The following is a 22,725-nucleotide window of genomic DNA, read 5'->3' as shown; positions in this document are numbered from 1 at the left end:
TCAGAGCTCCCCCATGACCTGCTGATTGAAGCCGAACACCCGCCGCGCGCCACCATAGGGCACAAGCCGCACCTCGCGGGTCTGGCCCGGTTCGAAGCGCACGGCGGTGCCGGCGGGGATGTCGAGGCGTTGTCCACGGGCGGCGGCACGGTTGAAGCTGAGCCCTGCATTGGCCTCGGCGAAATGGTAGTGGCTGCCCACTTGCACGGGCCGGTCGCCGGTATTGGCGACTTCGAGAACAGTGACCTGGGCATCGGCGTTGAGGGTGATGTCACCGGGGGCGGGGATGATCTCTCCGGGGGTCATTTGCGGCCCCGGCCGATGACATACCCGCCCGCTAGGGCCAGCAGGGCCACCACCACCAGCCACATGACGTCGATTCCGTGCGGGTGCAGGTGCGGGCCGGGATGGGCATGGGCGAATGAGGGGGTCAGCAGCAGAACGGGAAGGATATGGCGCATGGAGATGGTCCTTTCAGCGGATCGGGTCGTGGACGGTGACGAGCTTGGTGCCGTCGGGAAAGGTGGCTTCGACCTGCACGGAACGGATCATCTGCGGGATGCCCTCCATGCATTGCTCGGGCGTCAGGACATGGGCGCCGGCTTCCATCAGGTCGGCGACAGAGCGCCCTTCGCGGGCGCCTTCGACCACGAAATCGGTGATCAGCGCCACCGCCTCGGGGTGGTTGAGCTTGACGCCACGTGCAAGCCGCCCGCGCGCCACCATCGCGGCGACCGAGATCAGGAGCTTGTCTTTCTCGCGGGGGGTGAGGTTCATTGTCGTATCTCCTGGATCTGCCAGACGCGGGGCAGGGGCCCGGGGCGCAGGATGTGCAAAAGGCGCATGATCTGTCGGCGCAGGGGCCAGCCGTCGGCGGCCATCAGCCGGATTACCAGCTTGCCGTCGAAGCCCGAGGCCCCCCCGGTCACGCCGGGTTCGTCGAGAGCGGCGCGGACCGGGCCAATCGCGTCTTCGCTGCCTCGCGACACCATCGCCAGCGTCGCAAAGGCGCGCGCGTCGTTTAGGATTGCCGGCCCGGCGGTCAGCGCGGCGCTGCCCAGGTGCAGCGGTTCGACCAGCACCGGCCGGCCCGCGCGGTGGATGCGACGCGTGTCTTTCAGCGTGACACGGGCCAGCGTCTCGCCCATGGCGGCGCGGCCCAGCACGATGGCTTCCAGCAGGAGGCAGGAGGCATCCGCCGCGAGGTCGATACCGGTTTCCCGCGCAAGATGACTGCCTTCGAACAAAATGGTTTCCTGCGGCAGCCAGTCGAGATGCCCGCCAGCGCCGACCGCGTGGTGCACCGTGACCTCGGCTGCGCCGGCGGCGCTGCGATAGGCCCGCTCGGCGGTCTGGGTGGTGCCCGTGGCGCGACATCCCGGGCCAAGGTCGATGCGATAGCAGAGCCGGTCGCCGCCGGTCAGCCCGCCCGAGGTGTTGAGCAGGACGATCTCCGGTCCCGGCTGGCCGGGATGCACGAATGCCTTGGCCGATCCTGCCTGATGCCGCCGGTCGAGCCGCCCGCCGTTCGGCCCGGGCAACAGCGTGACATGCGCCGCACCCTGGCTGCGTTGATGGGTGGACGGTGGGGCGGTGCGGGCGATCATCGCGGGTCTCTTGTCACTGGTGGCCCGAGGTTATCGTCGTGACCTGCAACAGCCAGTCGGAGCCCGGGACCGCGCGCTCTGCGCCACCAGTCCAATGCGATTATGCCTGATTTTCAGGCGGATCGCCTGCCATGTGGACGTTTCGTGAAAGCGCCGGTCGCGCGGAGACGGGATCGGGGGTATGCAGCATGAGGACGTCAAAAGTTACTAATGTTGACAATATTAATATTTTCGCGTCAGTCTGTGTGCGAGGCGGAGACATGGCATGCGGAAAATAGCGATCATCGGAGGCGGCTTTACCGGGACCGCCGTTGCAATTCGACTTTGCGCCAGCGTGCCGGCGCAACTGAGCATCACGGTCGTGGAGCCGCGTGAGGAACTGGGCGGGGGTCTTGCCTATGGTGGCGATGATCCCGACCACCGGGTGAACGGCACCCATGAACTCCTGGTTCTCTTTCCGGATGACATAGGTCATTTCGCGCGCTGGTACGAGGCTGCGGGGGCCTCGGCAGGGGATCCGGAGGCGCGCGCCGAGTCAGGGGTCCGATATGTCCGCCGATCCGATGTCCGCCGTTACATGAACGACACCTTGCAGACGACGCTTGCGGCAAATGCCCACGGGTCCACGGTTCGCCATGTCCGGGATCGCGCGGTTGGCGCGCGCCGCGTCGATCACGGGGTGCAGATCGCGCTGGCCTCGGGGCGCACCCTCGAGCCCGATCTGACCATCCTCGCGTTTGGCGGGCAGCGCCCGTCGCCGCCCGGGGCGGTCACGACCGATGCGCGCAGCCACCCCGGATATGTCGGTGATCCGTTCGACACGGAGGCGGTATCAGCGGTTCCACCCGATAACGCGGTTCTGCTTGTCGGGACGGGCCTGACCGCGGCGGATGTCGTGGCGACCCTGTCGCGCCAGGGGCATCGCGGGCCGATAACCGCGATATCGCGCAGGGGGCTCTTGCCCCAGCCCCAGGGCGAGGCGCCGGACGTGGCGGCGCTCATGCAGCGGCTGGCGCGGCCGATGCCGCGTTTCATCGAGCGCCACGGCGAGGGGCTGACGCTCCGGGCTGCCGTCCGGGCCCTGCGCCGGGACATGGCGGCGGCCATCGCGGAAGGGCGCGACCTGAAGGCCCCTTTCGACGAGGCGCGGGATGCCGCGGGATGGCTCTGGCCGAATTTCAGCGAGACCGAGAAGCGCCGGTTCCTGCGCCACCTCAAGCCGTGGTATGACGTCAACCGGTATCGAATGGTGCCGCAGACCGGCGCCATCGTCGCGGCGATGGAGGAAGCCGGTCAGCTGGAATTTCGCGTGGCTCGCCTGGCGGGGCTTGAGGCGCGCGGCGACCGCCTCGAGGCGCAGCTGGTGGGGCGCGACCGGACGACGACCTGCAAGAGCTTTGACACCGTGATCAATTGCACCGGGCCGAAGACCCTGTCGGATGATCCGTTCGTCGGCGCCTTGTGCGATCTCGGATTGGCGAAGCGCGACAGCATGGGCCTGGGTCTCGAGGTCGATGGCGACGGGCGCGTTCTGGACGATGACGGGCGCGCGCAGGAGAGCATCTGGGCTTTCGGCTTGCTGACACGCGGGCGGTTTGGCGACATGACGGCCATTCCCCAGATCGCCTTTCGCCTGCACCGAAGCCTTCCGGCCTTGGGCCGGGCGCTCGGCGGCGCCAAGCGCCCGGCATTGCGCGAGGTTACCTGATGAAAGAAGATCGCTCGATCCTGGGCGTGAACCCGTGCCATCCTGCCCGGCACGGACCGTGGGCCTGGCGGAGCATGATCACATGAGCAAGCCATCACCCCAGAATGCCGTTCTTGGAATCGGCTTCGTGCTGATTTACCAGACGGCGGTGGTGGCGGCGGTGCAAACCGCCCCTGTCCTGGCTCCATTCGCGGCGCTGGGGCTTGGCCTTGATGCCGATTTCATCGGGATTTTCACGGCGATCATATTTGCCACGGCGCTGGTCTCGTCGACCGGGACGGCCGGAGTCGTGGCAAGATGGGGGTCGTTCAACGGTGCGTCGGCATCGCTTGCCGTCGTCGCCCTAGGTGCGCTGGCCCTTGCGCTTGCCAACGGGCCGGTGCTGGTTGTGCTGGGCGCGATCCTGATCGGGATCGGCTATGGACCGGTCAATCCGATCGGGTCGCGGCTGCTCAATCGGATCGCGGTCGGCCGGCACCGGAACCTCGTGTTCTCGTTCAAGCAATCGAGCGTGGCGATCGGCGGTGCGGCCGCGGGCTTTGTCCTGCCTGTTATCGTGCTGATGTCGGACTGGCGCATGGCGGCAATCGCCACCATGGCACTGGCGATCCTGGTTGCGGGGTTGTCACCGCTTGTCGGCAACAGGCTCGGGCAGGACGGACTCGCGGGCGTGTCGATCCGGTTCAAGCTGCCCTTCGCGCCGGCGCGGGACGTGCTGGCCGATCCGGTGCAACGCGGTCTGGCGATTGCGGTCTTTGCTTTCTCGATGGCGCAGTTCGGCTTCATGTCGGTTTATATCGCGATGATCTGGCGCGAAAGCCAGCTGCCACCCGAAGGCGCCGCGGCGATGCTTTCGCTGACGATGACGGCGAGCATTTTCGGCCGGCTCTACTGGGGATGGCGCGCGGATTCGGGGCGCCCGCGGCAGGTTCTGTCATGGCTTGCCTGGTCGGGGGCGGGGCTGCTGATGATCCTGCTTTTCCTGGGGCCGGAATGGCCATGGGTGGCCATCGCCCTGATCAGTATCGCGCTGGGCTTTGTGCCGATGGGCTGGAGCGGGGTGTTGCTCGCCGAGGTGGCGCGCGCCGGTGAGGCACGCGGCGGCCAGGGCGGGGTTCTGTCCGCGACCGCGGGGTCGATGGTCTTTGCCTATCTGGGGGGGCTTTTTGGCCCTGCCTTGTTGAGCATGTCGGTCCTGGCAACCGGGAGCTACACGCCGGGCATCGTCTTTCTTGCCGTTGCGTTCGCAGTAAGCGCGGTGGTGGTCGTCCGGGGAACAGAGGCAATCGAGAAGGAGACAGAAGCATGACACAGAAGACCGTGATCGTTACCGGTGCAGCGGGCGGTATCGGCGCCGCGACCGCCCTGCTTGCCGCTGCCCGGGGTTGGGCCGTCGCCGTTCACTACAGGTCCGGTCGGGAAGGCGCGCAGAAGGTCGTCGCCGATATCGTCGATGCGGGCGGGGTGGCGCAGGCCTTTCACGCCGACATGGGCAAAGAGGAAGAGGTGATCGAGCTGTTTCGCGCCGTGGACGCCGCCTTGCCGCCGCTTGGTGGCCTCGTGAACAATGCGGCGCGGGTTGCTGCGCGCGCCATGCGTCTCGAGGAGATGGATGGCGACGAGATCGACGGTTTGATGCGCGTGAATGTCACCGGGGCGATGATCGCCGCCCGCGAGGCCGCGGCACGGCTGTCGACCGAAAAAGGCGGTCCGGGGGGCACGATCGTCAATGTCTCGTCGCTTGCGGCCGTTCATGGCGCTCCGAAACTCTATGTGCACTACGCGGCCTCGAAAGCGGCGCTCGATGCCTTTACCCATGGTTTCGCGCTGGAAGTGGCGCGCGAGGGGATCAGGGTCATGTCGGTGCGCCCCGGACTGATCGACACGCCCATTCACGCGCGCGCGGGGATGGCCGGCAGGATCGAGAAGGTCGGGCCACGGATGCCGATGGGGCGCGCAGGCACCCCGGACGAGGTTGCCAACGCGATAGTCTGGCTTTTGTCGGACGAGGCCTCCTATATCACGGGCTCGACGCTCGATGTCGGCGGGGGCGCCTGACCGACGCCGCCTTACCCTTGGTCGCGCGCGAAGATGCGCGGCCCGAACCCCTGTTGATGCGGCATCAGTTCCAGCTCGGTGACATCGACATGCGCGGGCATCGCGGCCGCGAAGAACACCGCTTCGGCGATGTCTTCGGCGGTCAGCGGCTGATAACCAGCATAAGCCTTGGCGGCCCGAGACTCGTCACCCTGCCAGCGGACCAGCGAGAATTCGGTCTCGGCCGCACCGGGCGCAATGTAGCTTGCGCGGACCGGCGTGCCGATCAGATCGGTTTTCAGGGCCTTGGTGAATTGAAGAACGAAAGATTTCGTTGCGCTGTAGACGGCGTTGGTCGGCCCGACGGCCCGGCCCGCAACCGAGCCGATATTGATGATCTGGCCACGGCCCCGCGCGAGCATTCCGGGGAGCGCATGGTGGGTCATGTGCAGCAGGCCCCGGATATTGACGTTCACCATGTCGTCCCAATCCGCGAGTGCCGCATCCTGGACGGCGCCCCGGTCGGTGCCGAACCCGGCGTTGTTCACAAGCAAGGTGAGATCGCGGAAGTCTGCGGGTAGTTGTTCCATTTCCCGTGCGATGGCGGCCATGTCTCCGACATCGAGAACAAGCGGCAAGAGGCGGTCACCCAGTTCTTCCTGCAGGGCCGTGAGCCGGTCCTGACGGCGACCGACTGCGACGACTCGGGCGCCGGCAGAATGGAACTTGCGGGCGATTGCGAGCCCGAAGCCCGCCGTCGCCCCCGTGACCAGTACAGTATCGCTTTGAAATTCAGTGCGCAGCATTGTTTTCCCTCCTGTTTGGACAAAGAGGAGTTGACGTAAGGAAATTAAGAATGTCAACATTCATCAGTAGTCGAATCTTTGGCCCTGCCTTGGATTGCGACGCTAAGCAGTCCAGAACTGGACGTAGGGAGGAAACATGTCAGAGAATATTGCAAACACGCTGCGGCGCGTCCGTGCCGCCACAACCCTGGGGCTTGGCCTAGTCGCGGGAGCCGTTTGGGCCCCCGTCGCATCGGCCGAAGAGATTGTTGCGCGACTCAGCTATCACTGGGCCCCCAAACACCACAGCGCCATATACAGCCAGGAATTCGCCGACCGGGTGAATGAAAGAGGCGAAGGCAAGATCCGGATCGAAACCTTTCCGTCCGGGCAGCTTTTCGGCATTCGCGAGATCATGAGCGCGTTGACCTCGGGCTCTGTCCAGCTTGGCGGCGTTGTCGGAACGGTGAGCTTCCCGCCGGTGAACCAGAACTATAACGTCGAAGCGCTTCCGGGGGTTTTCGAGGACTTCGATCATCTTCGCAAGTTCTTCCGTGAAACCGAGGTGGGCCAAGAGATCTGGAATGACGTGCTAACCCGGACGCGCACCAAGTTCATCGCCTACAATCCCACCGGACCCTTCATGTCCTTCACGGCCAAGCGTCCGTTGACCTCGCCCGACGCCTATGACGGTCTCAAGGCACGCTATCTCAGTGGTGTCGAACGGCCGCGCTGGAGCGCTCTTGGCGCGGATGCGGTCTCGATGCCCACAGGCGAGGTCTACACGGCGCTTCAGAACGGGATGATCGACACTTTCGCGACGGTGCCCTCGGCCATCAAGGCCTATAGCTGGTGGGACCATATCAAGTATGCGGAACTGCCTCACCAGTTCTACGCGGATTCGTTCATCCTCGCCAATCAGGCCTGGTGGGACGGGCTTCCCGAAGACGTTCAGGACCTGCTGATCGAAGTGGGCGAGGAAATCTCGGAGGAATCCACGGAATCGATCATGGCCTTCTCGGACGAGGTTCTGGAGGAATTCGAAGAACGAGGCGGCCAGGTGGACACCTTGAGCGAAGAAGCGCAGGAGGAGTTCGAGCGCATCAACCGGGAGGAAGTCTTTCCCGGGTTGAGCGAGATGATTGACCCCGAGGTGATGGATGCCGTGCTGGAGTATTCCAGCCAGTAGACCACCATATCGGCGCTGCTCCGCCATGTGCGGAGCAGCCCCCATACTGAATTCATTTTCGGGGAGATTCCAATGACATCCGCGCTGCGCGCCCTTGTCGGGCTCAACAACATTCTTGAGATCGTCGTCAAGACATTTGCAGGGATCCTGGTCGGCTTCATGGTCCTGACGGTGTTTGGTGGAGCGGTCACCCGGTATGTGACCGGCATCGGATACAACGTGGTGATGGAGCTGCCGCCGATCCTCATGCCCTGGCTGATCTTTCCGGTTGCCGGCATCCTCATGCGCAGCGGATCGCATATCGCGGTCGATTTCCTGCCCGAGCGATTGTCTCCGCGACCCGCCCGCGCGCTGCGTGCCATTGTTGCGCTCATCGCGATCGGGGCCGGCGTCACGTTCTGTTATGCCGGTTTTGATGCCACGACATTGTTCAAGACGGTTGGACAGAAGACCGAGATGGAGTGGGCCTTCCCGATCTGGTGGATCTACCTGTCCTTCCCGGTAGGCTTTGCCATCCTGACCAGCTTCGCGCTGGAGAATCTCCTGAAAGCAATTGTCGGGGACACGGATCCCGACGTTTCCGCAACGCAACCCAACCAAGCGGAGGCATGATCCATGGTCCCTGTCGTCATCGGGCTGTCGCTCGTTCTTCTTTTCCTGTCGCTCCCGATTTTCCTTGTCTTCGGTATCGGTTCGAGTGCGGTTGCAACCCAGGGTCTGAACCTGCCCTGGTCCACACTGATCCAGGTCGCGTTTGGCGCGGTCACCAAGCAGGTGTTGCTCGCCATTCCGCTGTTCGTCTTTGCCGGCCTCGTCATGCTGCGTTCCGGTGTCGCCCGGCGACTGGTCGACTTCGCGATGGCGCTTGTCGGGCACTGGCCCGGCGGGCTCGGGGTTGCGATGGTCATCACGATGGGCTTTTTCGCCGCGTTTTGCGGTTCGATCCTTGCCGCAATCACGGCGGTCGGTTCGATCATGATGCCGCAGATGTTGCGCAAGGGCTATTCCGCGCCTTTCACCGTGGCACTTGCCGCGGCGGCGGGCCTGCTTGAGGCCCTGATCCCCCCGTCAAACGCCGCGATCATCTATTCGGCGCTCACCGGCGTGCCGGTATCGGATACTTTCGCCGCCGGGGTATTCCCCGGCCTGACGCTTCTCGTGATCCTCGTCATCGTCGTTGTGATCCGCTGTCGGCACATGGAGCGGGAAAAGCGTGCAACCCTGGCCCATCGGCTCAGCACGTTTCGCGAGGCGCTGCCCGGCTTGCTGACACCGGTGATCATCCTGGGCGGCATTTACAGCGGGTTGCTGACACCATCGGAAACGGCGGCCGTCGCCTCAATCTGGGCGATTTTCCTGGGGTTCACGATTCACCGTGAACTAACCTACAAGACGCTCTGGCAGTCACTACAGGGAACGGCGGTTACCACGGCCGTGATCTTTTCGATCATCGCGATGGCGACCTTCCTGTCGGTCGTGCTGACCTATACCCAGGCGCCGCAGAAGCTCACCACCTTCTTTGTCGAATATGGCGTAACGCCGATCATGTTCCTCTTCGTGGTTGGGGTCATCTGCCTGATCCTGGGCACGTTCGTCGAGATCGTTCCGGTGTTCTATCTGACAGTCCCGGTGTTCATGGCAGTCGCGATCAGCCTCGACATACCGCTGACGCATCTCTACATCGTGTTCACGGCCTTTGCCGGTCTCGGGTTGCTGACCCCACCGGTCTGTGTCGGGCTCTACACCGCGTCCAGTGTGATCAACCTCTCTGCGGATCGGGCGTTCGGCAATGCACTGATGTTCGTCGCGGTGGGCATTGTCTATGCTGTCCTCATGATCTTCCTGCCGGGGCTGGCAACCTGGCTGCCGGGGGTGTTGCGATGACACGGCGACTGCAGCTTTCCGAGACAGGGGGCGGCGTGGTCGTCGTCACCCTGGATCGCCCGCAGGCGATGAACGCGTTCGACACCGCCATGGCCGAAGAAATGCTCACGCTTTTCGGCACGACGCTCAGGCGGCGCGACGACATCCGCGCCGTGGTGCTGACCGGCGCGGGGGAGCGGGCCTTCAGCGTGGGCGCGGATCTCAAGGAACGCGCCGGGATGTCGAACGACGCATGGCGCAAGCAGCACGCGCTTTACCGCGATACCTTCGAAAGCCTGTGGAACTTTCCCTGGCCCGTCATCGCCGCGGTTCGCGGTTATGCACTCGGGGGCGGGTGCGAACTCGCCCTTGGTGCGGATTTCGTTCATGCGGCCGAGAACGCGGTTTTCGGTTTGCCCGAGATCACGCTTGGAATCATGCCCGGCGCGGGCGGCACGCAGCTTTTGCCGCGCGCCCTCGGCCTGCGCCGCGCCAAGGAGTTGATCCTCACGGGCGAGAAGTTCGCTGCGCGCGAGGCGCATGATTGGGGGCTTGTCAACGCGCTGCATCCGCCGGGGGAAGAACTGGAAGCCGCGATCGCTGTGGCGCGGCGGATCGCGGCCAACGCACCGCTTGCAGTCCAAGGCGCGAAGCGGGCGATGGATGGTGGCATTGATGCGCCGCTCAAGGTTGGCCTGGCATTGGAAGTCTCCGTTCATCAACGTCTCTCGGCCAGCGATGATCGGGCCGAGGGCGTGCGCGCCTTCAACGAGAAAAGGACGCCGGAATGGAAATTTCGCTGATCGAGACCGCGACACGCGCAGCCGATGCGGCACGTGAGGCAGAGGCGACCGCGATTTCGGAGCTCGAAGCCAAGGCGCTTTTGCGGGCCGCCGGGATTCCGGCGCCGCAGGGGCGGCGACTGCGCACTGCGCAGGACGCCACCGAATCCGCACTTGCAGGCTTGCGTGCGCCCATGGTTGCCAAGGTCCTGACCCGTGATGGCGCCCATAAATCGGACTTCGGCGGCGTCAGGCTCGGCCTTGAGACCGCGGCGGAGACACGCCATGCGCTCGACGAGATCGCCAAGGCCGCCGATCGCGCCGGGGCCGCCATTGACGGGTTTCTCGTCGAGGAGCAAAGCGCGCCCGGTCTGGAGATGGTGCTTGGCGGGTTCTGGGATGCCCGGCTTGGGCCTTGCGTGATGCTCGGGCTTGGCGGTGTCTTCGTGGAAATCTTTGAGGATGTCGCCTTTCGGGCCTGTCCGATCACCGAGGCGGATGCACGCGGCATGATCGATGCCCTGCGCTCGGCGCCGCTGCTGCGCGGCGCGCGTGGAATGGCACCCTGTGACGAAGGGGCGATCATTTCCGCGCTTCTGGCTCTGGGCGGGCGCGATGGGTTGATGTCTGCGCTTGACGGACAGGCGAGTGCCATCGACATCAATCCGCTGATCGTGCATGGCGATGGCGCCATTGCGGTGGATGCACGCATTCTCCTTGCGCCCACCCCCCTTCAGCCGGTGCCCGAACCGCCGCCTCTCGATCCCGAAGCCGTTCAAAAGACATTCCGGCCCCTGTTCCGGCCGCAGTCGATCGCGGTGCTTGGCGCCTCTGCGTCGGGAACGAGCTTCGGAAACGAGGTGATCCGCCATAGCCTTGCCTATGGTTACAAGGGGCGGATTCAACCCGTTCATCCCAAGGCCGCCGAGGTGGAGGGGTTCGCGGCGGTTCCCACGCTTGCCGACCTGCCCGAGCCGGTCGATTTCGCCTATGTCGCCGTTGCCGCGGAAGCCGCGATCAACGCCATTGCCGCGGCCCCGGGGCGGGCGCGCTTCGTTCAGGTGATGTCCTCGGGCTTTGGCGAGGCCGAGGACGGCCAGAACCGGGAGGCCCGCCTTCTCGAGGCAGCGCGCGACGCCGGAACGAGACTGATCGGGCCGAACTGCCTGGGCATACACAGCCCCCGCGGCGGGTTGACCTTTGTCGGCGGTTCCACCCCGGAACCCGGTGGTGTCGCCGTGATCTCGCAATCCGGGGGGCTTGCGGTCGATGTGATCCTGCGCGGTGAGCAGCGCGGTCTGAGATATTCGGCCGTGACCACGCTTGGCAACAGCGCCGATCTCGGCCCTGCCGATCTGCTGGAATATCATCTGTGCGATCCCGAGACCAAGGTGATCGGGCTTTATGTCGAGGACGTCCGGGACGGTCGTCGTTTCGTGGCGCGCCTGCGGCAGGCCGGTGCGCGCAAGCCGGTTGTCCTGCTGGTAGGCGGGCGGACCGCGGAAGGTCGCCGGGCGGCGGCCTCTCACACCGGCGCACTGGCCGCCGAGGCGCGTCTGTGGGATGGCATCGCCCAGCAGACGGGCATGATGATCGCCGAGACACTGGATGATTTCCTCGATGCCTTGTTGATCTGTCAGACCGAGGCCGATCGCCCCGCGCGACCGCTGCGGCGAGTGGCGTTGTTCGGCAATGGCGGTGGCACCAGTGTCCTGGCGGCCGACGCCTTTTCCCGGGCCGGGCTGACCACACCGGAGGTGCCGCGGAATGCGTTGCAGGAACTGGAAAAACTCGGGCTTCCGCCCGGGACCGGGCTTTCCAATCCCGTCGATACGCCGGCCGGCACGTTGCGCCATCGGGACGGTGCGGTGGCTGGCGAGATTCTTGATATTCTTGCCGGCGCAGATGCCTATGATGCCATCGTCGTGCATGTGAACCTGCCGGTATTCACCAGCTCGGCCAACCAGTCCGTCGACGTGATCGGCGGGTTGGTGCGTGAGGCGGTGCGCGTCAGCGCGCTGCCAGAGGCGCCGCGTATCGTGCTCGTGTTGCGGTCCGACGGGTCCGAGGCAACCGACGCGCGGCAACGTAGCGACAAGGAACGCGCGCGAAAGGCCGGTCTTGCAGTGTTCGACGAGTTGCCAGAGGCCGCACGCGCACTTGGGGCGATGTCATCCTGGGTGAGTGTCCGCCAGTCGATGGATCAGGACGGTGCCGGTTGAGGCAAGCTCAGCTGGTGCCCTCTTCGCTGCGCAGCATCTTGATCGCCATTGCCCGCGAATTATCGACCAGTTCGCGGGCGGTCCTTTCCGCGTCGTCTTCTGCACCGGCGCGGATATACTCCAGCAGTTTCGCCCAGGTCTTGGCCGAGGTCTGTCGCCGCTCGGGCGTTGACAGGCCGATGCGGGTGTAACGAATGGTCTGGTGGAACAGGGAATAGACGATCGACGTGAGCTGTTCGCTTCCTGTGCCTGCGCAGAGAAGAAAGCTCAACTCCTGACTGATCGTGACATAGCGCGCTGCATCCTGATCGGCCTGCGTTGTCAGATGCTGGAGCTTCGCGATCCGTTCTTCGATCTGGGACAGGTTCTTGGGCGGGGAGCTGCGTGCCAGGCGCCGCGCCGCCAGTCCGACGAGAACGGCGCGGATTTCGAAAATGTCATCGACTTCCGCCACCGTCAGGTTGGTCACGATGGCGCCGCGCCTTGGCTGGATCGAGACCAGGCCGGCGTTTTCGAGAATGCGCAATGCCTCACGCACTGGTCCCCGGCTCACCTGAAATTGCTCGGAAACGGCAATCTCGTGTATTCGCGCTCCAGGCGCGTATTCCTCGTTTATGATCGAGTCCGCGAGTTGCGTCGCGATTTGCTCGGCAAGCGAAAGGGCCTGTGGCCCCTCCGTCAAGCCCGGGCGGATTGATCCCAAACTGTGTTCAAGACGATTTACACTTCCCAAGGTCACATCAGATTCCAGTCGAAACACTCATTGTTTATCTGAGCACGACCTATAGAATCAGGTGTCGACAATGGCAATGACTTGGTCTTCTGCTATTGCGCTTCCTTCATCTACAAGAAACTCCTTAAGCGTGCCCGCGCAAGGTGCGAGTACCGGTATTTCCATTTTCATGGATTCAAGGATCATGATTACATCGTCTTCTTCGACGGAATCTCCCACGCCCATTTCGATCTTCCAGACGGTTCCGGTGATTTCCGAGCAGATTTTTTCTTCAGCCATGGTGTCTCTTCTACCTTTCTTTCTTGGTCTGTTGAGTGATTCGGTTCGTCAGAATGTGGTTGGCCAGGTGGCGAGTGCCCGACGCGAAAAGCCGCGATCCCTGCCCCGGGAATGCACGTCCAGCATCGACAACAGCCATTGGCGCGTCTCTCGGGGATCAAGGACCGATTGTGCCGAATAGATCGCGGCAAGATCATAGGCCGATGTTTCCCGAGATATTTCCGCCTTGAGTTCCTCGAATTTTTGCGGGTCGCTTTCCGCAGTCACCCCGTAGATCACATTGACACCGATATTCGGGTCCATGAAACCCACGTCCGCGGTCGTCCAGGCTGCCATCTCATCCGAGTTGCGCGAGCCGCCCATGTTCAGATAGGCCTGCCCATAGGATTTGCGGGTCACGATCGAGAGCTTCGGCACGCTGCACATTTGCAATGCGGACATGAAGTTCATGATTTTCCCCGGTGCCTTGCGCCTTTCGCCCTCGACACCGATCAGGAAACCCGGCGTATCGGTCAGCATCACGATCGGTATGTGAAAGCTGTCGCAGAGGACCAGAAAGCTGGTGATCTTGTCGCATCCGTCCGGGTCGAGGGCGCCCCCCTTGAACATCGGGTTCGTGGCGACCACACCGACCACCTTGCCGCCCATGCGCGTCAGTGCAGTCGTGGCGACTCGTCCGAATCGCGGCTTGAGCTCGAAAACCGAGTCCGGATCGGCAATCGCGGCGATGAGTTTGCGCACGTCATAGACCTTCTGCCGCTCGGCTGGAACGATGTCGGTGATCGCAGACCCATCATACTGGCTTTCGTCCGGCGGCTCGACCGCCGGCGGAAGCTCCTCGGCGTGGGAGGGCAGATAGGACAGGAACCGCTTTATCAGATCGAGCGCATCTTCATCGCTGTCCACCGCGTAATCGACAAGGCCGGTCTTTTCGGTGTGCAGTTTCCAGCCGCCCAGTTCCTCGAGTTGCACCTCTTCGCCAATCGCCAGCGAGGTCACGCGCGGTGAAGAGACCGCAAGGCATGCACCTTTGCGCATCACCACGAAATCCGACAACATGGTGTACCACGTGCCGGTGCCGTAGCTCGGCCCAAGGCAAGCCGAAACATAGGGGATTTCACGGCCGCGGATGAACTGCTCGGGGTCTTGGCCCAAGGCTCCCGTGCCTTGGGCACCCATGGTATCGGGGATGCGCGCACCGGATGTTTCGTTCAGGAAGATCATCGGCATGCCATTGCGAATGGCGGTGCGACGAAGATGCCCCATCTTGCGAACATTGGTCAGGCTTGATGATGCGCCCAGCGTGGTGATGTCGCAGGACACCATCGCTGCGGGCCGCCCCTCGATCCGCCCATAGCCGCAAACCTTGCCGTCCGCGGGCGACTTCTCACGCATCGCGGGGATGTGCGACGTGGCGAGCATTCCGGTTTCGGCAAAGCTTTCCGGATCGAACAGGTGATCGATTCGCTCCCGTGCATTGAGTTGGCCTGCCGCCTTGCGCGCGGCCAGTTTTTTCTGGCCACCCATTTCAAGAACGCGCTTGCGGCGTGTCTCCAGATCATCGGCAAGCTCTTCGTGTCGGGACATTGTGTTTCCTCCGCTCGTAATCTGACTCCGATTGATGATGAAATCATTCACAATGTCAACAATACTTGTTACGCTGACCCCACACTGGCGCGTCCGGTGATGGAGATACAAAGAGGGAATCCCGTATGAGCTGGCAAAAAGAAGTCGATGAAATAGCAAGACGCAGAAAGATCGCAGAAGACCTTGGCGGAGCTGAAGCGGTCGAGCGTCAACATGCGGCCGGACGTTTCACTGTTCGCGAACGTATAGACAAGCTCGCCGATCCAGGCAGTTTTCATGAGTTGGGCGCCTTGGCTGGCAAGGCGACCTATGACGAGAACCACAATCTTGTGTCGGTAAGACCATCCAACGCTGTGATCGGAACCATCAAGATCGACGGACGCAAGGTGTCGGTTGACGGCGACGACTGGACGATTCGCGGCGGTTCCTCGGAGGCGACTGTTTCGGAGAAATGGATCTACGCCGAGAACTATGCTCTCGAGATGCGTATTCCACTGATTCGTCTCGTCGAGAGCGCTGGTGGCAGTGTGCGCCTCCTGGAACAGCAGGCATCGACCAAGATTCCGGGTTATCCGACATGGCTGATGGCCTCGAAACTGGGATATATTCCGGTTGTCGGGCTGGCCCTTGGCCCCTGTGCCGGACTCGGGGCGCTCAAGGCGGCCTGTGCGCATTACTCGGTCATGGTCAAGGGAACCTCGCAGGTTTTCGCGGGCGGCCCGCCCGTGGTCGAGCGGGGCATGGGTGTGAAGGTCGACAAGGAAGACCTCGGCGGCGCCAAGGTCCATGTTCGGGGCAGCGGCGTGATCGGCAACGAGGCCGAATCCGAGGAAGAAGCCTTCGAGATGGTGCGCAAGTTCCTGTCCTATCTGCCCTCCAGCGTCTTCGAAATTCCGCCCGTCACCGAATGTGACGATCCGCGCGACCGCCGCGAAGAAGAGCTTCTCTCGATCATCCCGCGCGACCGACGGCGCATCTACAAGCCCCGGCGCCTGATCGAACTGGTCATGGACAAGGGTTCGGTTTTCGAACTGACCAAGCATTACGGCCGGTCGGTCGTGACCTGCTTTGCCCGGCTCGACGGGCGGCCCGTGGGCGTGATCGCCAATGACCCGATGCACTATGGCGGTGGCCTGACCCGGGGTGCCGCGGAGAAGATGGAGACCTTCATCGACCTGTGCGACACGTTCCACCTTCCGGTGGTGAATTTCGTCGATCAGCCGGGCACCGTTGTGGGCCCCGAGGCCGAGCTTCAGGGAACGGTCAAGGGATCCGTTCGCGTCGTTTCGGCGATCGAACAAAGCCAGGTGCCCTGGTGCGCGATCATCGTCCGGCGCCTCTATGGACTGGCCGGAACGACATATGGGCGCCTTCAGGGGCTGAACCTTCACTATGCCTGGCCTTCGGCGCGCTGGGGGTCGATCCCGGTCAGCGGCGGTGTGGAAGCGGCCTATCGCAAGGAGCTCGAGGCGCTGTCATCGGAGGATCGCGCCGCGCGGCTGGCCGAGCTGGAACAGATGTACGATCATCTTGAATCACCGTTCCTCACGGCCGAGCGGTTCAAGGTTCCCGATATCATCGACCCCCGCGAAACGCGTTCCTTGTTGAACGAATGGCTGGATGATGCCTGGCGGCTGCTGCCTGAGCAGTTGGGCGTCAAGAGCCGCACGATTCGCATTTGACAGGGAGCAGGAAATGAAACGAATACTGGTTGCCAATCGAGGCGAGATCGCCTGTCGCGTGATCCGGGCCGCCCGGAAACTCGGGCTTGAGGCTGTCGCGGTCCATTCGGACGCGGATGCGGATGCGATGCATGTCGAAATGGCCGATGCGTCTGTGCGGATCGGCCCGCCGCCTGCCGCCGAGAGCTATCTCCGGCAGGATGCGATTCTTGCCGCGGCACAGGAAACGGGAGCCGATGCGATCCATCCTGGCTATGGTTTCATGGCCGAGAACGCGGATTTCGCCCGTGCGGTCATGGACGCAGGATTGATCTGGGTCGGCCCGCGTCCGGAAACGATCGAGGCCATGGGTGACAAGCAGCGTGCCCGCCAACTCGCCCAAAAGGCGGGTGTTCCGGTTGCGCAAGGATCCGACCGGCTACTGCCCGGAGGCCTGGATGGACTCGAAGAGATGGCCGACGCCGTTGGCTATCCTCTCCTGGTCAAGGCCGCGGCCGGGGGGGGCGGTATCGGCATGCGGCGTGTGGACAGCGTGGAGAAACTGCGCAAGACCGTCGAGGCGACGCAGTCCATGGCCGAGCGCAGCTTCGGCGATGGCTCGGTCTATCTGGAGCGGTTCATTCCCAAGGCCAGGCATATCGAAATCCAGGTCTTCGGCTTCGGCGATGGACGTGCCGTTCACCTGTTCGAGCGTGACTGCTCGTTGCAACGGCGATTCCAGAAGATCATCGAGGAAAGCCCGGCCCCGGGCTTCTCGGCCGAGGCCGTGGCCGGAATGGCGGAATCGGCACGCGCGCTTGCCGCGTCACAGAACTATACCGGGGCCGGAACGGTCGAGTTCGTGGCTGATGCGGAGACCGGCGAGTATTTCTTTCTCGAGATGAACACCCGCATCCAGGTTGAGCACCCGGTTACGGAGATGGTTACCGGGTGCGATCTCGTGGGGTTGCAGTTGCGGCTTGCGGCGGGCGAGGAGTTGCACGACACGCTCGCCTCGGTCTCGAGCGCTGGCGTGGCGATCGAATGTCGCCTCTACGCCGAGAACCCGGCGAAGAACTTCCTGCCATCGCCGGGCACGCTTGCGGCATTCGATCTTCCCGACAAGATGGAAGGCATCAGGGTCGATGCCGGGGTGCGAATCGGAGATACGATCACACCCTATTATGACCCGATGATTGCCAAGCTCATCGCCTGGGGCGAGGATCGGACCATCGCAATAGATCGTCTGCGCGCTGCGCTCGAGGCGACCCGGGTCGAAGGGCCTGCGACGAACCGCGCGTTTCTCATCGCGGTTCTGAACGATCCCGATTTCAGGGCCGGTGAGATCTGGACCGGCTTTGTCGAGGAAAGGCGCAAGTCCCTTATGGCGTGAGCGCCTGTCGAGGACGGGGGGTCCGGCTCATGGCCGGACCCCGACTTGCGGGCGCGGACCCCGATCGGTGCGCAGTCTCTCTTGTGCCGCCTCGATCTGGCGGCAGAGGTGAAACCGTGTGTCGCGCGGATCAATGATGTCTTCCACGGCAAAAGCCTCTGCGGTTCTGAAGGGATTGGCGTAGGTGCGGAATTCCGCCTCGAGCTCCGCCTCTCGCGCGGCCGGATCGGGCGCCGTCGCGATTTCGCGCCGAAAGGCGACAGCCACACCGCCTTCGACCGGCAACGACCCCCATTCACCTGACGGCCAGGCGAGTTTCAGGTTCAGCCCCTTCTGATTGACCATCGCCATCCCGGCCATGCCGTAGCATTTGCGGATGATGACAGTCATGCATGGCACGCTGGCCTGAAGCCCGGCATGCACTGCGCGCACCCCTGCCCGCAACACGCCGGAACGTTCCGCGGCAGAGCCGATCATGAAGCCCGGGACGTCGGCCAGATAGATGATCGGGATGCCGAACTGATTGCACAGATCTATGAAGTGGGTCATCTTCTGTGCGCCGTCCGCGTCGAGTGCGCCACCATAATGCATCGGGTTGTTTCCGATCAGCCCGGCGACATGGCCACCGAAACGTGCAAACTGGGTGATGATGGCTCTGCCGAAAGTGGGCTGGATCTCGAAGGTCGATCCCTCGTCCGCGATGATCGACATCAGTTTGTGCATGCTGTAGGCCTGCCGCCGGTTGCGTGGGACCAGTGACAAGAGCCTGTCATCGCGCCTGTCTACCGGATCGTCGGTCCCGACGAAGGGCGGTGCCGACCAGGCATTTTGCGGCATGTAACCGAGGAACCTGCGTATGGCTTCAAAGCTCTCCGCTTCGGACGGGTACGCATTGTCGATTGACCCCGCGATATCCACCGCGACCGAAGCCCCGCCCAGTTCGTCGGCCGTCAGGGTCTCGCCCAGCGCGCGTTCGACCACAGCCGGACCTGCGGCGAATACCTGTGACGTTTCCCGGACCATCATGGAGAAATGTGCCAGCATCGCCCGTGCCGCCGGCCCGCCGGCCGCCGTTCCCAACACGGAGGTGACCACCGGAACCTCGCCCAGAAGCTCGACCGAGCGCCCGAAATCATCCGTCCCGGGCATCGGCGCGTATCCTCGGCGCTTGAGCGACGTGACCGATCCCCCCGCGCCGTCGATCAGGTTGACCAGGGGAATCCGGTATTCATGGGCTAGGTCCTCGACAAACCCGCCTTGTCCGCCCTTGCGGCGTGCGGTCGATCCGGTCCCGCCGCGCACGGTGAAATCCTCGCCGCCAATTGCGACGTCGCGTCCGTCGATCCTTGCCAATCCCATGACATAGGAGGACGGCGTGACCGAGACAGGTTTGCCGTCGGCATATTCACCCGTTCCTGCCAGTTTGCCCACTTCCCGGAACGACCCCGGATCAACGAGGGCGGCGATTCGTTCGCGAATCGTCTGGCGTCCACGGGCTTTCTGGCGGGTGACGCCCTCACGTCCTCCCATCTCTTCGGCCCATGCGCTTCGCTTCGCGATTTCATCCACTTCCGGTTGCCACGACATATGCGATCTCCTTTGCTGCGGCTTTTTGTTTGACAATGCGTTTGTTAACATTCTTTAATACCCTAAAGGGAATGTCCATCCTGAACACTCGCTTGGCGACAGCGACATGAGAAAATGACTGGGAGGTTGCATGAAACTCACGGAAGATATTGCGAAAAGCCTCATGCGGCGACTGAAACTCCCGGTGCCGGAGGGTGCACCGGCCGAAACGGCGGCCAAGGTCGGTGAACTGGCCTCGGAGTTCGGGGGAACGGTTGCCTTGAAGGCGCTTTTGCCGACGGGCAGGCGAGGCAAGAGTGGCCTTGTGCGCCTGGTCGGGGCTGCCGATGCGGAAGGCGCCGCATCCGAGATGCTGGGGCGGCAAACCGATCTGGGCTATGTGGATCGGATCTATGTCGAGAAGGGTGCCGAGATTGCGCAGGAATTCTATCTCGCATTCAGCTTTTCCGACCGGGTGCCGATGATCACGATCTCAACAGCCGGTGGCGTCGAGATCGAACAGGTTCATGCGACCACGCCCGAACGGATCGTCACGACGCCGATCGACCCCTTGAAGGGATTGCGGCCATGGGAAGCCATCGACCTTTGGTCACGAGCCGGATTGAAAGGTCGCTCGCTTGCCGATGTCGGACGCCTCACGGCAAAGCTCTGGCGCGCGTTTGTGGAGCTGGACGCTGAAATGATGGAAATCAACCCGCTTGCGGTAGATGCAGACGGGCGCCTTTCGATGGTGGGCACGATGATCGAGATAGATGACGGTGCGCTCGGGCGTCATCCGGAACTTTCGGACGTTCCATCGCAACGTCCCGACAATCCCCGCGAACGAATGGTCAACGATGTCAACCGTGCAAACCCGGGGGGGGATGCGCGCTATGTGGAACTCGATGGCGATATAGGTTTGCTTGTCGCCGGCGGTGGTGCGGGGCTTCTTCAGCATGACATGATCGTCGATCTTGGCGGACGACCTGCCAACCATTCCGACATCAGCCCCGCCCCCGGCACCGTCAAGACCGAGGCCGTGCTTGATGCCGTATTCACCAACCCGCGCAGCCGGAGCCTTTTGATCGGCTACAACCATCTTCAGATGGCACCGGTGGACAGGGTGGTCGAGGCGCTCGCCAATTCAGTGCAGCGCAACAAGGTGGACACATCACGATTTCCGATCATCCTGCGGCTCTTCGGCCCACGTGAGGCCGAGGCAAGGGCGCTCGCGGCGCAAATCGGCGGCGTTACCTATCTGCCATCCGGTGCTTCGCTGTTGGACGGTGCCCGCGCGATTGTCGAGGCGACCCGGAAAGTCAGTGCACAACAAGACGAGGGGGCCACGGCATGAGCATCCTGATCGACAAGTCGACCCGCGTGGTCGTACAGGGCATTACGGGCAACCAAGGGCGCTATGATACGCGCCTCGCGCTCGATTACGGCGTGAATATCGTTGCCGGCGTAACGCCTGGTCGCGGCGGTGAGAAGGTTGAGGGCGTGCCCGTGTTCGATACCGTGGCTGCGGCGGTCGCCAAAACGGATGCGAATGCCGCTGTCCTCTATGTCCCCGTGAACGGCGTATGCGATGCTGTCACCGAGGCAGCCGAAGCCGGGATTGGGGTGATTCTCGCGACGACCGAGAATGTCCCCCGGCATGATGCGGTCCGGGCCGTGGCCGCTGCGAGAGAGGCGGGGGCATGGTTGGTCGGTTTCAATACGAATGGCGTGATCTCTCCGGGAAAGTGCAAGATCGGTGGGATCGGAGGAGATAACCCCGACGCTCTCTATCCGGCGGGACGTATTGGCGTGGTTTCACGCTCCGGAGGCATGTCGGCCGAGATCGCCATGGCGTTGAAGGCTTCTGGATATGGTGTTTCAACGGCGGTTTCGATGGGTGGAGACCGGACAACCGGGCGATCCATGTGTGAATATCTCGAACTCTTTGATGCCGACGAGCAAACCGATGCAATGGTCATCTACGGTGAACCGGGGACCGGCAACGAGGCCGAGGTCGCAGCCGCGTTACGGTCCGGGCGATTGCGCAAACCTGTGGTGGCGATCGTCGCCGGGCGCTTCCAGGAAAATCATCCCAGAGGGGTCAGTTTCGGCCATGTCGCGGCAATGATCGGCGATGAAGCAGACAGCGCCAGCGCGAAGATCGAGTTGTTGAAGGAGTCGGGTGCCGAGATCGCAAGCAGTCTTGACGAGATCGGCCTGGCGCTCGATCGACGGTTCGGTTGACCTCGCGTGGAGTGCGGCCGCCGCAAACTGACAATGGATTGAATTTGTCGTATCGGGCGAATATGGACCCTCCTTACCACGAATATGGCCGTCCCTTGGGCGGTACCATTCAATGATTGCCAATACTGGATAAACTGCCATGGCTATACTTCGGACGGAGTCGGGGTCGCTTCTTGAAACCCGTGATGTGGTTTTCATCGCTCTGTTTGCCGCGATTGTCGCGTCGCTTGCCGCCTTCCCCCCGATCACGCTTCCCCTGGCGGGCGTTCCGATCACGGCGCAAACCCTCGGGGTCATGCTGGCGGGTGGCGTAATCGGTGCGGTTCGGGGTGGTCTTGCGATTGTCCTGTTTCTTCTCCTTGTGGCGATCGGACTGCCGCTTCTGCCTGGTGGACGAGGTGGGTTCGGCGTGTTTCTCGGGCCGACCGGGGGGTTCCTGATTGGCTGGATTGTTGCGGCTTTCGCGATCGGCTACATGACCGAGTGGTTGTGGGATCGGCTCAACTTTGTCCTTGCCTTCACGATCTGCATCCTTGGTGGTGTGATCGTGCTCTATGCCATCGGCGTGCCGTGGGTGGCATTCGTTGCCAAGATCCCGCTTTGGACGGCGCTAACCGGCTCGCTGTCCTTCATCCCCGGTGACATCGTGAAGGCGCTGATCGCAGCGGGGGTGATCATGACCGTGAAACGCTCCTACCCGATCATCCAGCCCCGGACTCCGGCCGACGGGGCGGGACGGCCCGGCAGACCCGAGTGAATATCGAATTCGTAGATGTCACAGTGAAAAAGGGCGATGTCATCGTCCTTGAGGACATATCCATCCGTCTTTCAGAACGTCGTGTCGGCGTGATCGGCCGCAACGGGTCGGGCAAGAGCACCTTCGCACGGCTTTTCAACGGCATCGAGATGCCGACATCCGGCAAGTTGCTGCTGGACGGGGTGCCTGAACGAAAGAATCTCAGGCGGCATGTCGGTTTCGTGTTCCAGAACCCGGACAACCAGATCGTCTATCCGATCGTCGAGGAAGACCTGGCGTTCGGACTCAGGAATCTCAAGCTTTCGAAGACCG

23 protein-coding genes are annotated in these 22,725 nt (G+C 63.1%); 14 read left to right on the top strand and 9 right to left on the bottom strand.

Features of this window, described 5'->3' with window-relative positions; genetic code table 11:
- Genes ACESL9_RS04455 through ACESL9_RS04440 form a run of 4 tightly spaced genes read right to left on the bottom strand, consistent with a single transcriptional unit; the run spans window position 1 to window position 1,607 of the window.
- Window positions 1-306 (bottom strand): urease subunit beta, encoded by a 306-nt coding sequence (locus ACESL9_RS04455; RefSeq protein ID WP_372610778.1) that lies wholly within the window; start codon window positions 304-306, stop codon window positions 1-3.
- Complete coding sequence (locus ACESL9_RS04450; protein WP_372610780.1) at window positions 303-461, bottom strand: hypothetical protein; 159 nt, start codon at window positions 459-461, stop codon at window positions 303-305. Before ACESL9_RS04450 ends, ACESL9_RS04455 begins: the two co-directional genes overlap by 4 nt.
- 13 nt (window positions 462-474) lie before the next feature.
- Complete coding sequence (locus tag ACESL9_RS04445) at window positions 475-777, bottom strand: urease subunit gamma (RefSeq protein ID WP_372610782.1); 303 nt, start codon at window positions 775-777, stop codon at window positions 475-477.
- Window positions 774-1,607: an urease accessory protein UreD gene (locus ACESL9_RS04440; protein WP_372610784.1), complete on the bottom strand. Its 834-nt coding sequence runs from the start codon at window positions 1,605-1,607 to the stop codon at window positions 774-776. Before ACESL9_RS04440 ends, ACESL9_RS04445 begins: the two co-directional genes overlap by 4 nt.
- A 265-nt stretch (window positions 1,608-1,872) precedes the next feature.
- Between ACESL9_RS04440 and ACESL9_RS04435 the strand changes: the two genes are divergently transcribed.
- The 3 genes from ACESL9_RS04435 to ACESL9_RS04425 all read left to right on the top strand — a co-directional run bounded on the left by ACESL9_RS04435 (window position 1,873) and on the right by ACESL9_RS04425 (window position 5,373).
- A complete protein-coding gene (locus tag ACESL9_RS04435; RefSeq protein ID WP_372674547.1) occupies window positions 1,873-3,315 on the top strand; it encodes an FAD/NAD(P)-binding protein in 1,443 nt (480 codons plus the stop codon).
- 82 nt (window positions 3,316-3,397) lie between these two features.
- Window positions 3,398-4,624, top strand: a complete 1,227-nt coding sequence (locus ACESL9_RS04430; protein WP_372610788.1) for an MFS transporter — start codon at window positions 3,398-3,400, stop codon at window positions 4,622-4,624.
- Complete coding sequence (locus ACESL9_RS04425; RefSeq protein WP_372674546.1) at window positions 4,621-5,373, top strand: SDR family oxidoreductase; 753 nt, start codon at window positions 4,621-4,623, stop codon at window positions 5,371-5,373. Before ACESL9_RS04430 ends, ACESL9_RS04425 begins: the two co-directional genes overlap by 4 nt.
- An 11-nt stretch (window positions 5,374-5,384) precedes the next feature.
- On the opposite strand, the gene ACESL9_RS04420 is transcribed toward ACESL9_RS04425, so the two are convergent.
- Window positions 5,385-6,158 carry an SDR family NAD(P)-dependent oxidoreductase gene (locus tag ACESL9_RS04420; protein WP_372610792.1) on the bottom strand — a complete coding sequence of 258 codons (774 nt, stop codon included), beginning with the start codon at window positions 6,156-6,158 and terminating at the stop codon, window positions 5,385-5,387.
- A 136-nt stretch (window positions 6,159-6,294) separates the two neighbouring features.
- On the opposite strand from ACESL9_RS04420, the gene ACESL9_RS04415 reads away from it, so the two are divergent.
- From ACESL9_RS04415 to ACESL9_RS04395, 5 genes are all read left to right on the top strand, one after another.
- Window positions 6,295-7,326, top strand: coding sequence for a TRAP transporter substrate-binding protein (locus ACESL9_RS04415; protein ID WP_372610794.1), 1,032 nt, complete (start codon window positions 6,295-6,297; stop codon window positions 7,324-7,326).
- 72 nt (window positions 7,327-7,398) lie between these two features.
- The gene (locus tag ACESL9_RS04410; protein ID WP_372610796.1) at window positions 7,399-7,938 is read left to right on the top strand and encodes a TRAP transporter small permease; all 540 of its coding nucleotides are present in this window, start codon (window positions 7,399-7,401) and stop codon (window positions 7,936-7,938) included.
- A 3-nt stretch (window positions 7,939-7,941) separates the two neighbouring features.
- Complete coding sequence (locus tag ACESL9_RS04405; protein ID WP_372610798.1) at window positions 7,942-9,210, top strand: TRAP transporter large permease; 1,269 nt, start codon at window positions 7,942-7,944, stop codon at window positions 9,208-9,210.
- On the top strand, window positions 9,207-9,992 hold the full coding sequence (locus ACESL9_RS04400) for an enoyl-CoA hydratase/isomerase family protein (protein WP_372610800.1): 786 nt from the start codon (window positions 9,207-9,209) through the stop codon (window positions 9,990-9,992). The genes ACESL9_RS04405 and ACESL9_RS04400 overlap by 4 nt, the downstream gene beginning before the upstream one ends.
- The gene (locus tag ACESL9_RS04395; protein WP_372610802.1) at window positions 9,977-12,193 is read left to right on the top strand and encodes an acetate--CoA ligase family protein; all 2,217 of its coding nucleotides are present in this window, start codon (window positions 9,977-9,979) and stop codon (window positions 12,191-12,193) included. Before ACESL9_RS04400 ends, ACESL9_RS04395 begins: the two co-directional genes overlap by 16 nt.
- A gap of 7 nt (window positions 12,194-12,200) precedes the next feature.
- Here the strand turns inward: ACESL9_RS04395 and ACESL9_RS04390 are convergent, their stop codons facing one another.
- Genes ACESL9_RS04390 through ACESL9_RS04380 form a run of 3 tightly spaced genes read right to left on the bottom strand, consistent with a single transcriptional unit; the run spans window position 12,201 to window position 14,792 of the window.
- On the bottom strand, window positions 12,201-12,932 hold the full coding sequence (locus ACESL9_RS04390) for a GntR family transcriptional regulator (protein WP_372674545.1): 732 nt from the start codon (window positions 12,930-12,932) through the stop codon (window positions 12,201-12,203).
- Window positions 12,933-12,983: 51 nt separating this feature from the next.
- Window positions 12,984-13,205 (bottom strand): acetyl-CoA carboxylase biotin carboxyl carrier protein subunit, encoded by a 222-nt coding sequence (locus tag ACESL9_RS04385; protein WP_372610806.1) that lies wholly within the window; start codon window positions 13,203-13,205, stop codon window positions 12,984-12,986.
- A gap of 48 nt (window positions 13,206-13,253) precedes the next feature.
- On the bottom strand, window positions 13,254-14,792 hold the full coding sequence (locus ACESL9_RS04380) for an acyl-CoA carboxylase subunit beta (RefSeq protein ID WP_372610808.1): 1,539 nt from the start codon (window positions 14,790-14,792) through the stop codon (window positions 13,254-13,256).
- A gap of 125 nt (window positions 14,793-14,917) precedes the next feature.
- Here ACESL9_RS04380 and ACESL9_RS04375 point away from each other — a divergent pair, with 125 nt between their 5' ends.
- Window positions 14,918-16,474, top strand: coding sequence for an acyl-CoA carboxylase subunit beta (locus ACESL9_RS04375; protein WP_372610810.1), 1,557 nt, complete (start codon window positions 14,918-14,920; stop codon window positions 16,472-16,474).
- Between the two features lie 13 nt (window positions 16,475-16,487).
- The gene (locus tag ACESL9_RS04370) at window positions 16,488-17,846 is read left to right on the top strand and encodes an acetyl/propionyl/methylcrotonyl-CoA carboxylase subunit alpha (protein ID WP_372610812.1); all 1,359 of its coding nucleotides are present in this window, start codon (window positions 16,488-16,490) and stop codon (window positions 17,844-17,846) included.
- A 27-nt stretch (window positions 17,847-17,873) separates the two neighbouring features.
- On the opposite strand, the gene ACESL9_RS04365 is transcribed toward ACESL9_RS04370, so the two are convergent.
- Window positions 17,874-19,433, bottom strand: a complete 1,560-nt coding sequence (locus ACESL9_RS04365) for an acyl-CoA carboxylase subunit beta (RefSeq protein WP_372610814.1) — start codon at window positions 19,431-19,433, stop codon at window positions 17,874-17,876.
- A gap of 130 nt (window positions 19,434-19,563) precedes the next feature.
- Between ACESL9_RS04365 and ACESL9_RS04360 the strand changes: the two genes are divergently transcribed.
- The 4 genes from ACESL9_RS04360 to ACESL9_RS04345 form a co-directional block, all read left to right on the top strand.
- Window positions 19,564-20,766: an ATP-grasp domain-containing protein gene (locus ACESL9_RS04360; RefSeq protein ID WP_372610816.1), complete on the top strand. Its 1,203-nt coding sequence runs from the start codon at window positions 19,564-19,566 to the stop codon at window positions 20,764-20,766.
- Window positions 20,763-21,656, top strand: coding sequence for a succinate--CoA ligase subunit alpha (locus tag ACESL9_RS04355; RefSeq protein WP_372674544.1), 894 nt, complete (start codon window positions 20,763-20,765; stop codon window positions 21,654-21,656). The genes ACESL9_RS04360 and ACESL9_RS04355 overlap by 4 nt, the downstream gene beginning before the upstream one ends.
- A gap of 139 nt (window positions 21,657-21,795) precedes the next feature.
- Window positions 21,796-22,413, top strand: coding sequence for a biotin transporter BioY (locus ACESL9_RS04350; RefSeq protein WP_372610820.1), 618 nt, complete (start codon window positions 21,796-21,798; stop codon window positions 22,411-22,413).
- A partial coding sequence (locus tag ACESL9_RS04345; protein WP_372674543.1) for an ATP-binding cassette domain-containing protein occupies window positions 22,410-22,725 on the top strand: 316 nt, incomplete at its 3' end. The genes ACESL9_RS04350 and ACESL9_RS04345, both read left to right, overlap by 4 nt.

It is taken from the genome of Aquicoccus sp. (assembly GCF_041686535.1).
GTDB lineage: Bacteria > Pseudomonadota > Alphaproteobacteria > Rhodobacterales > Rhodobacteraceae > Aquicoccus.
Note: the sequence above shows the minus strand (reverse complement) of the source record. Positions and strands in the feature narration are given on the sequence as shown.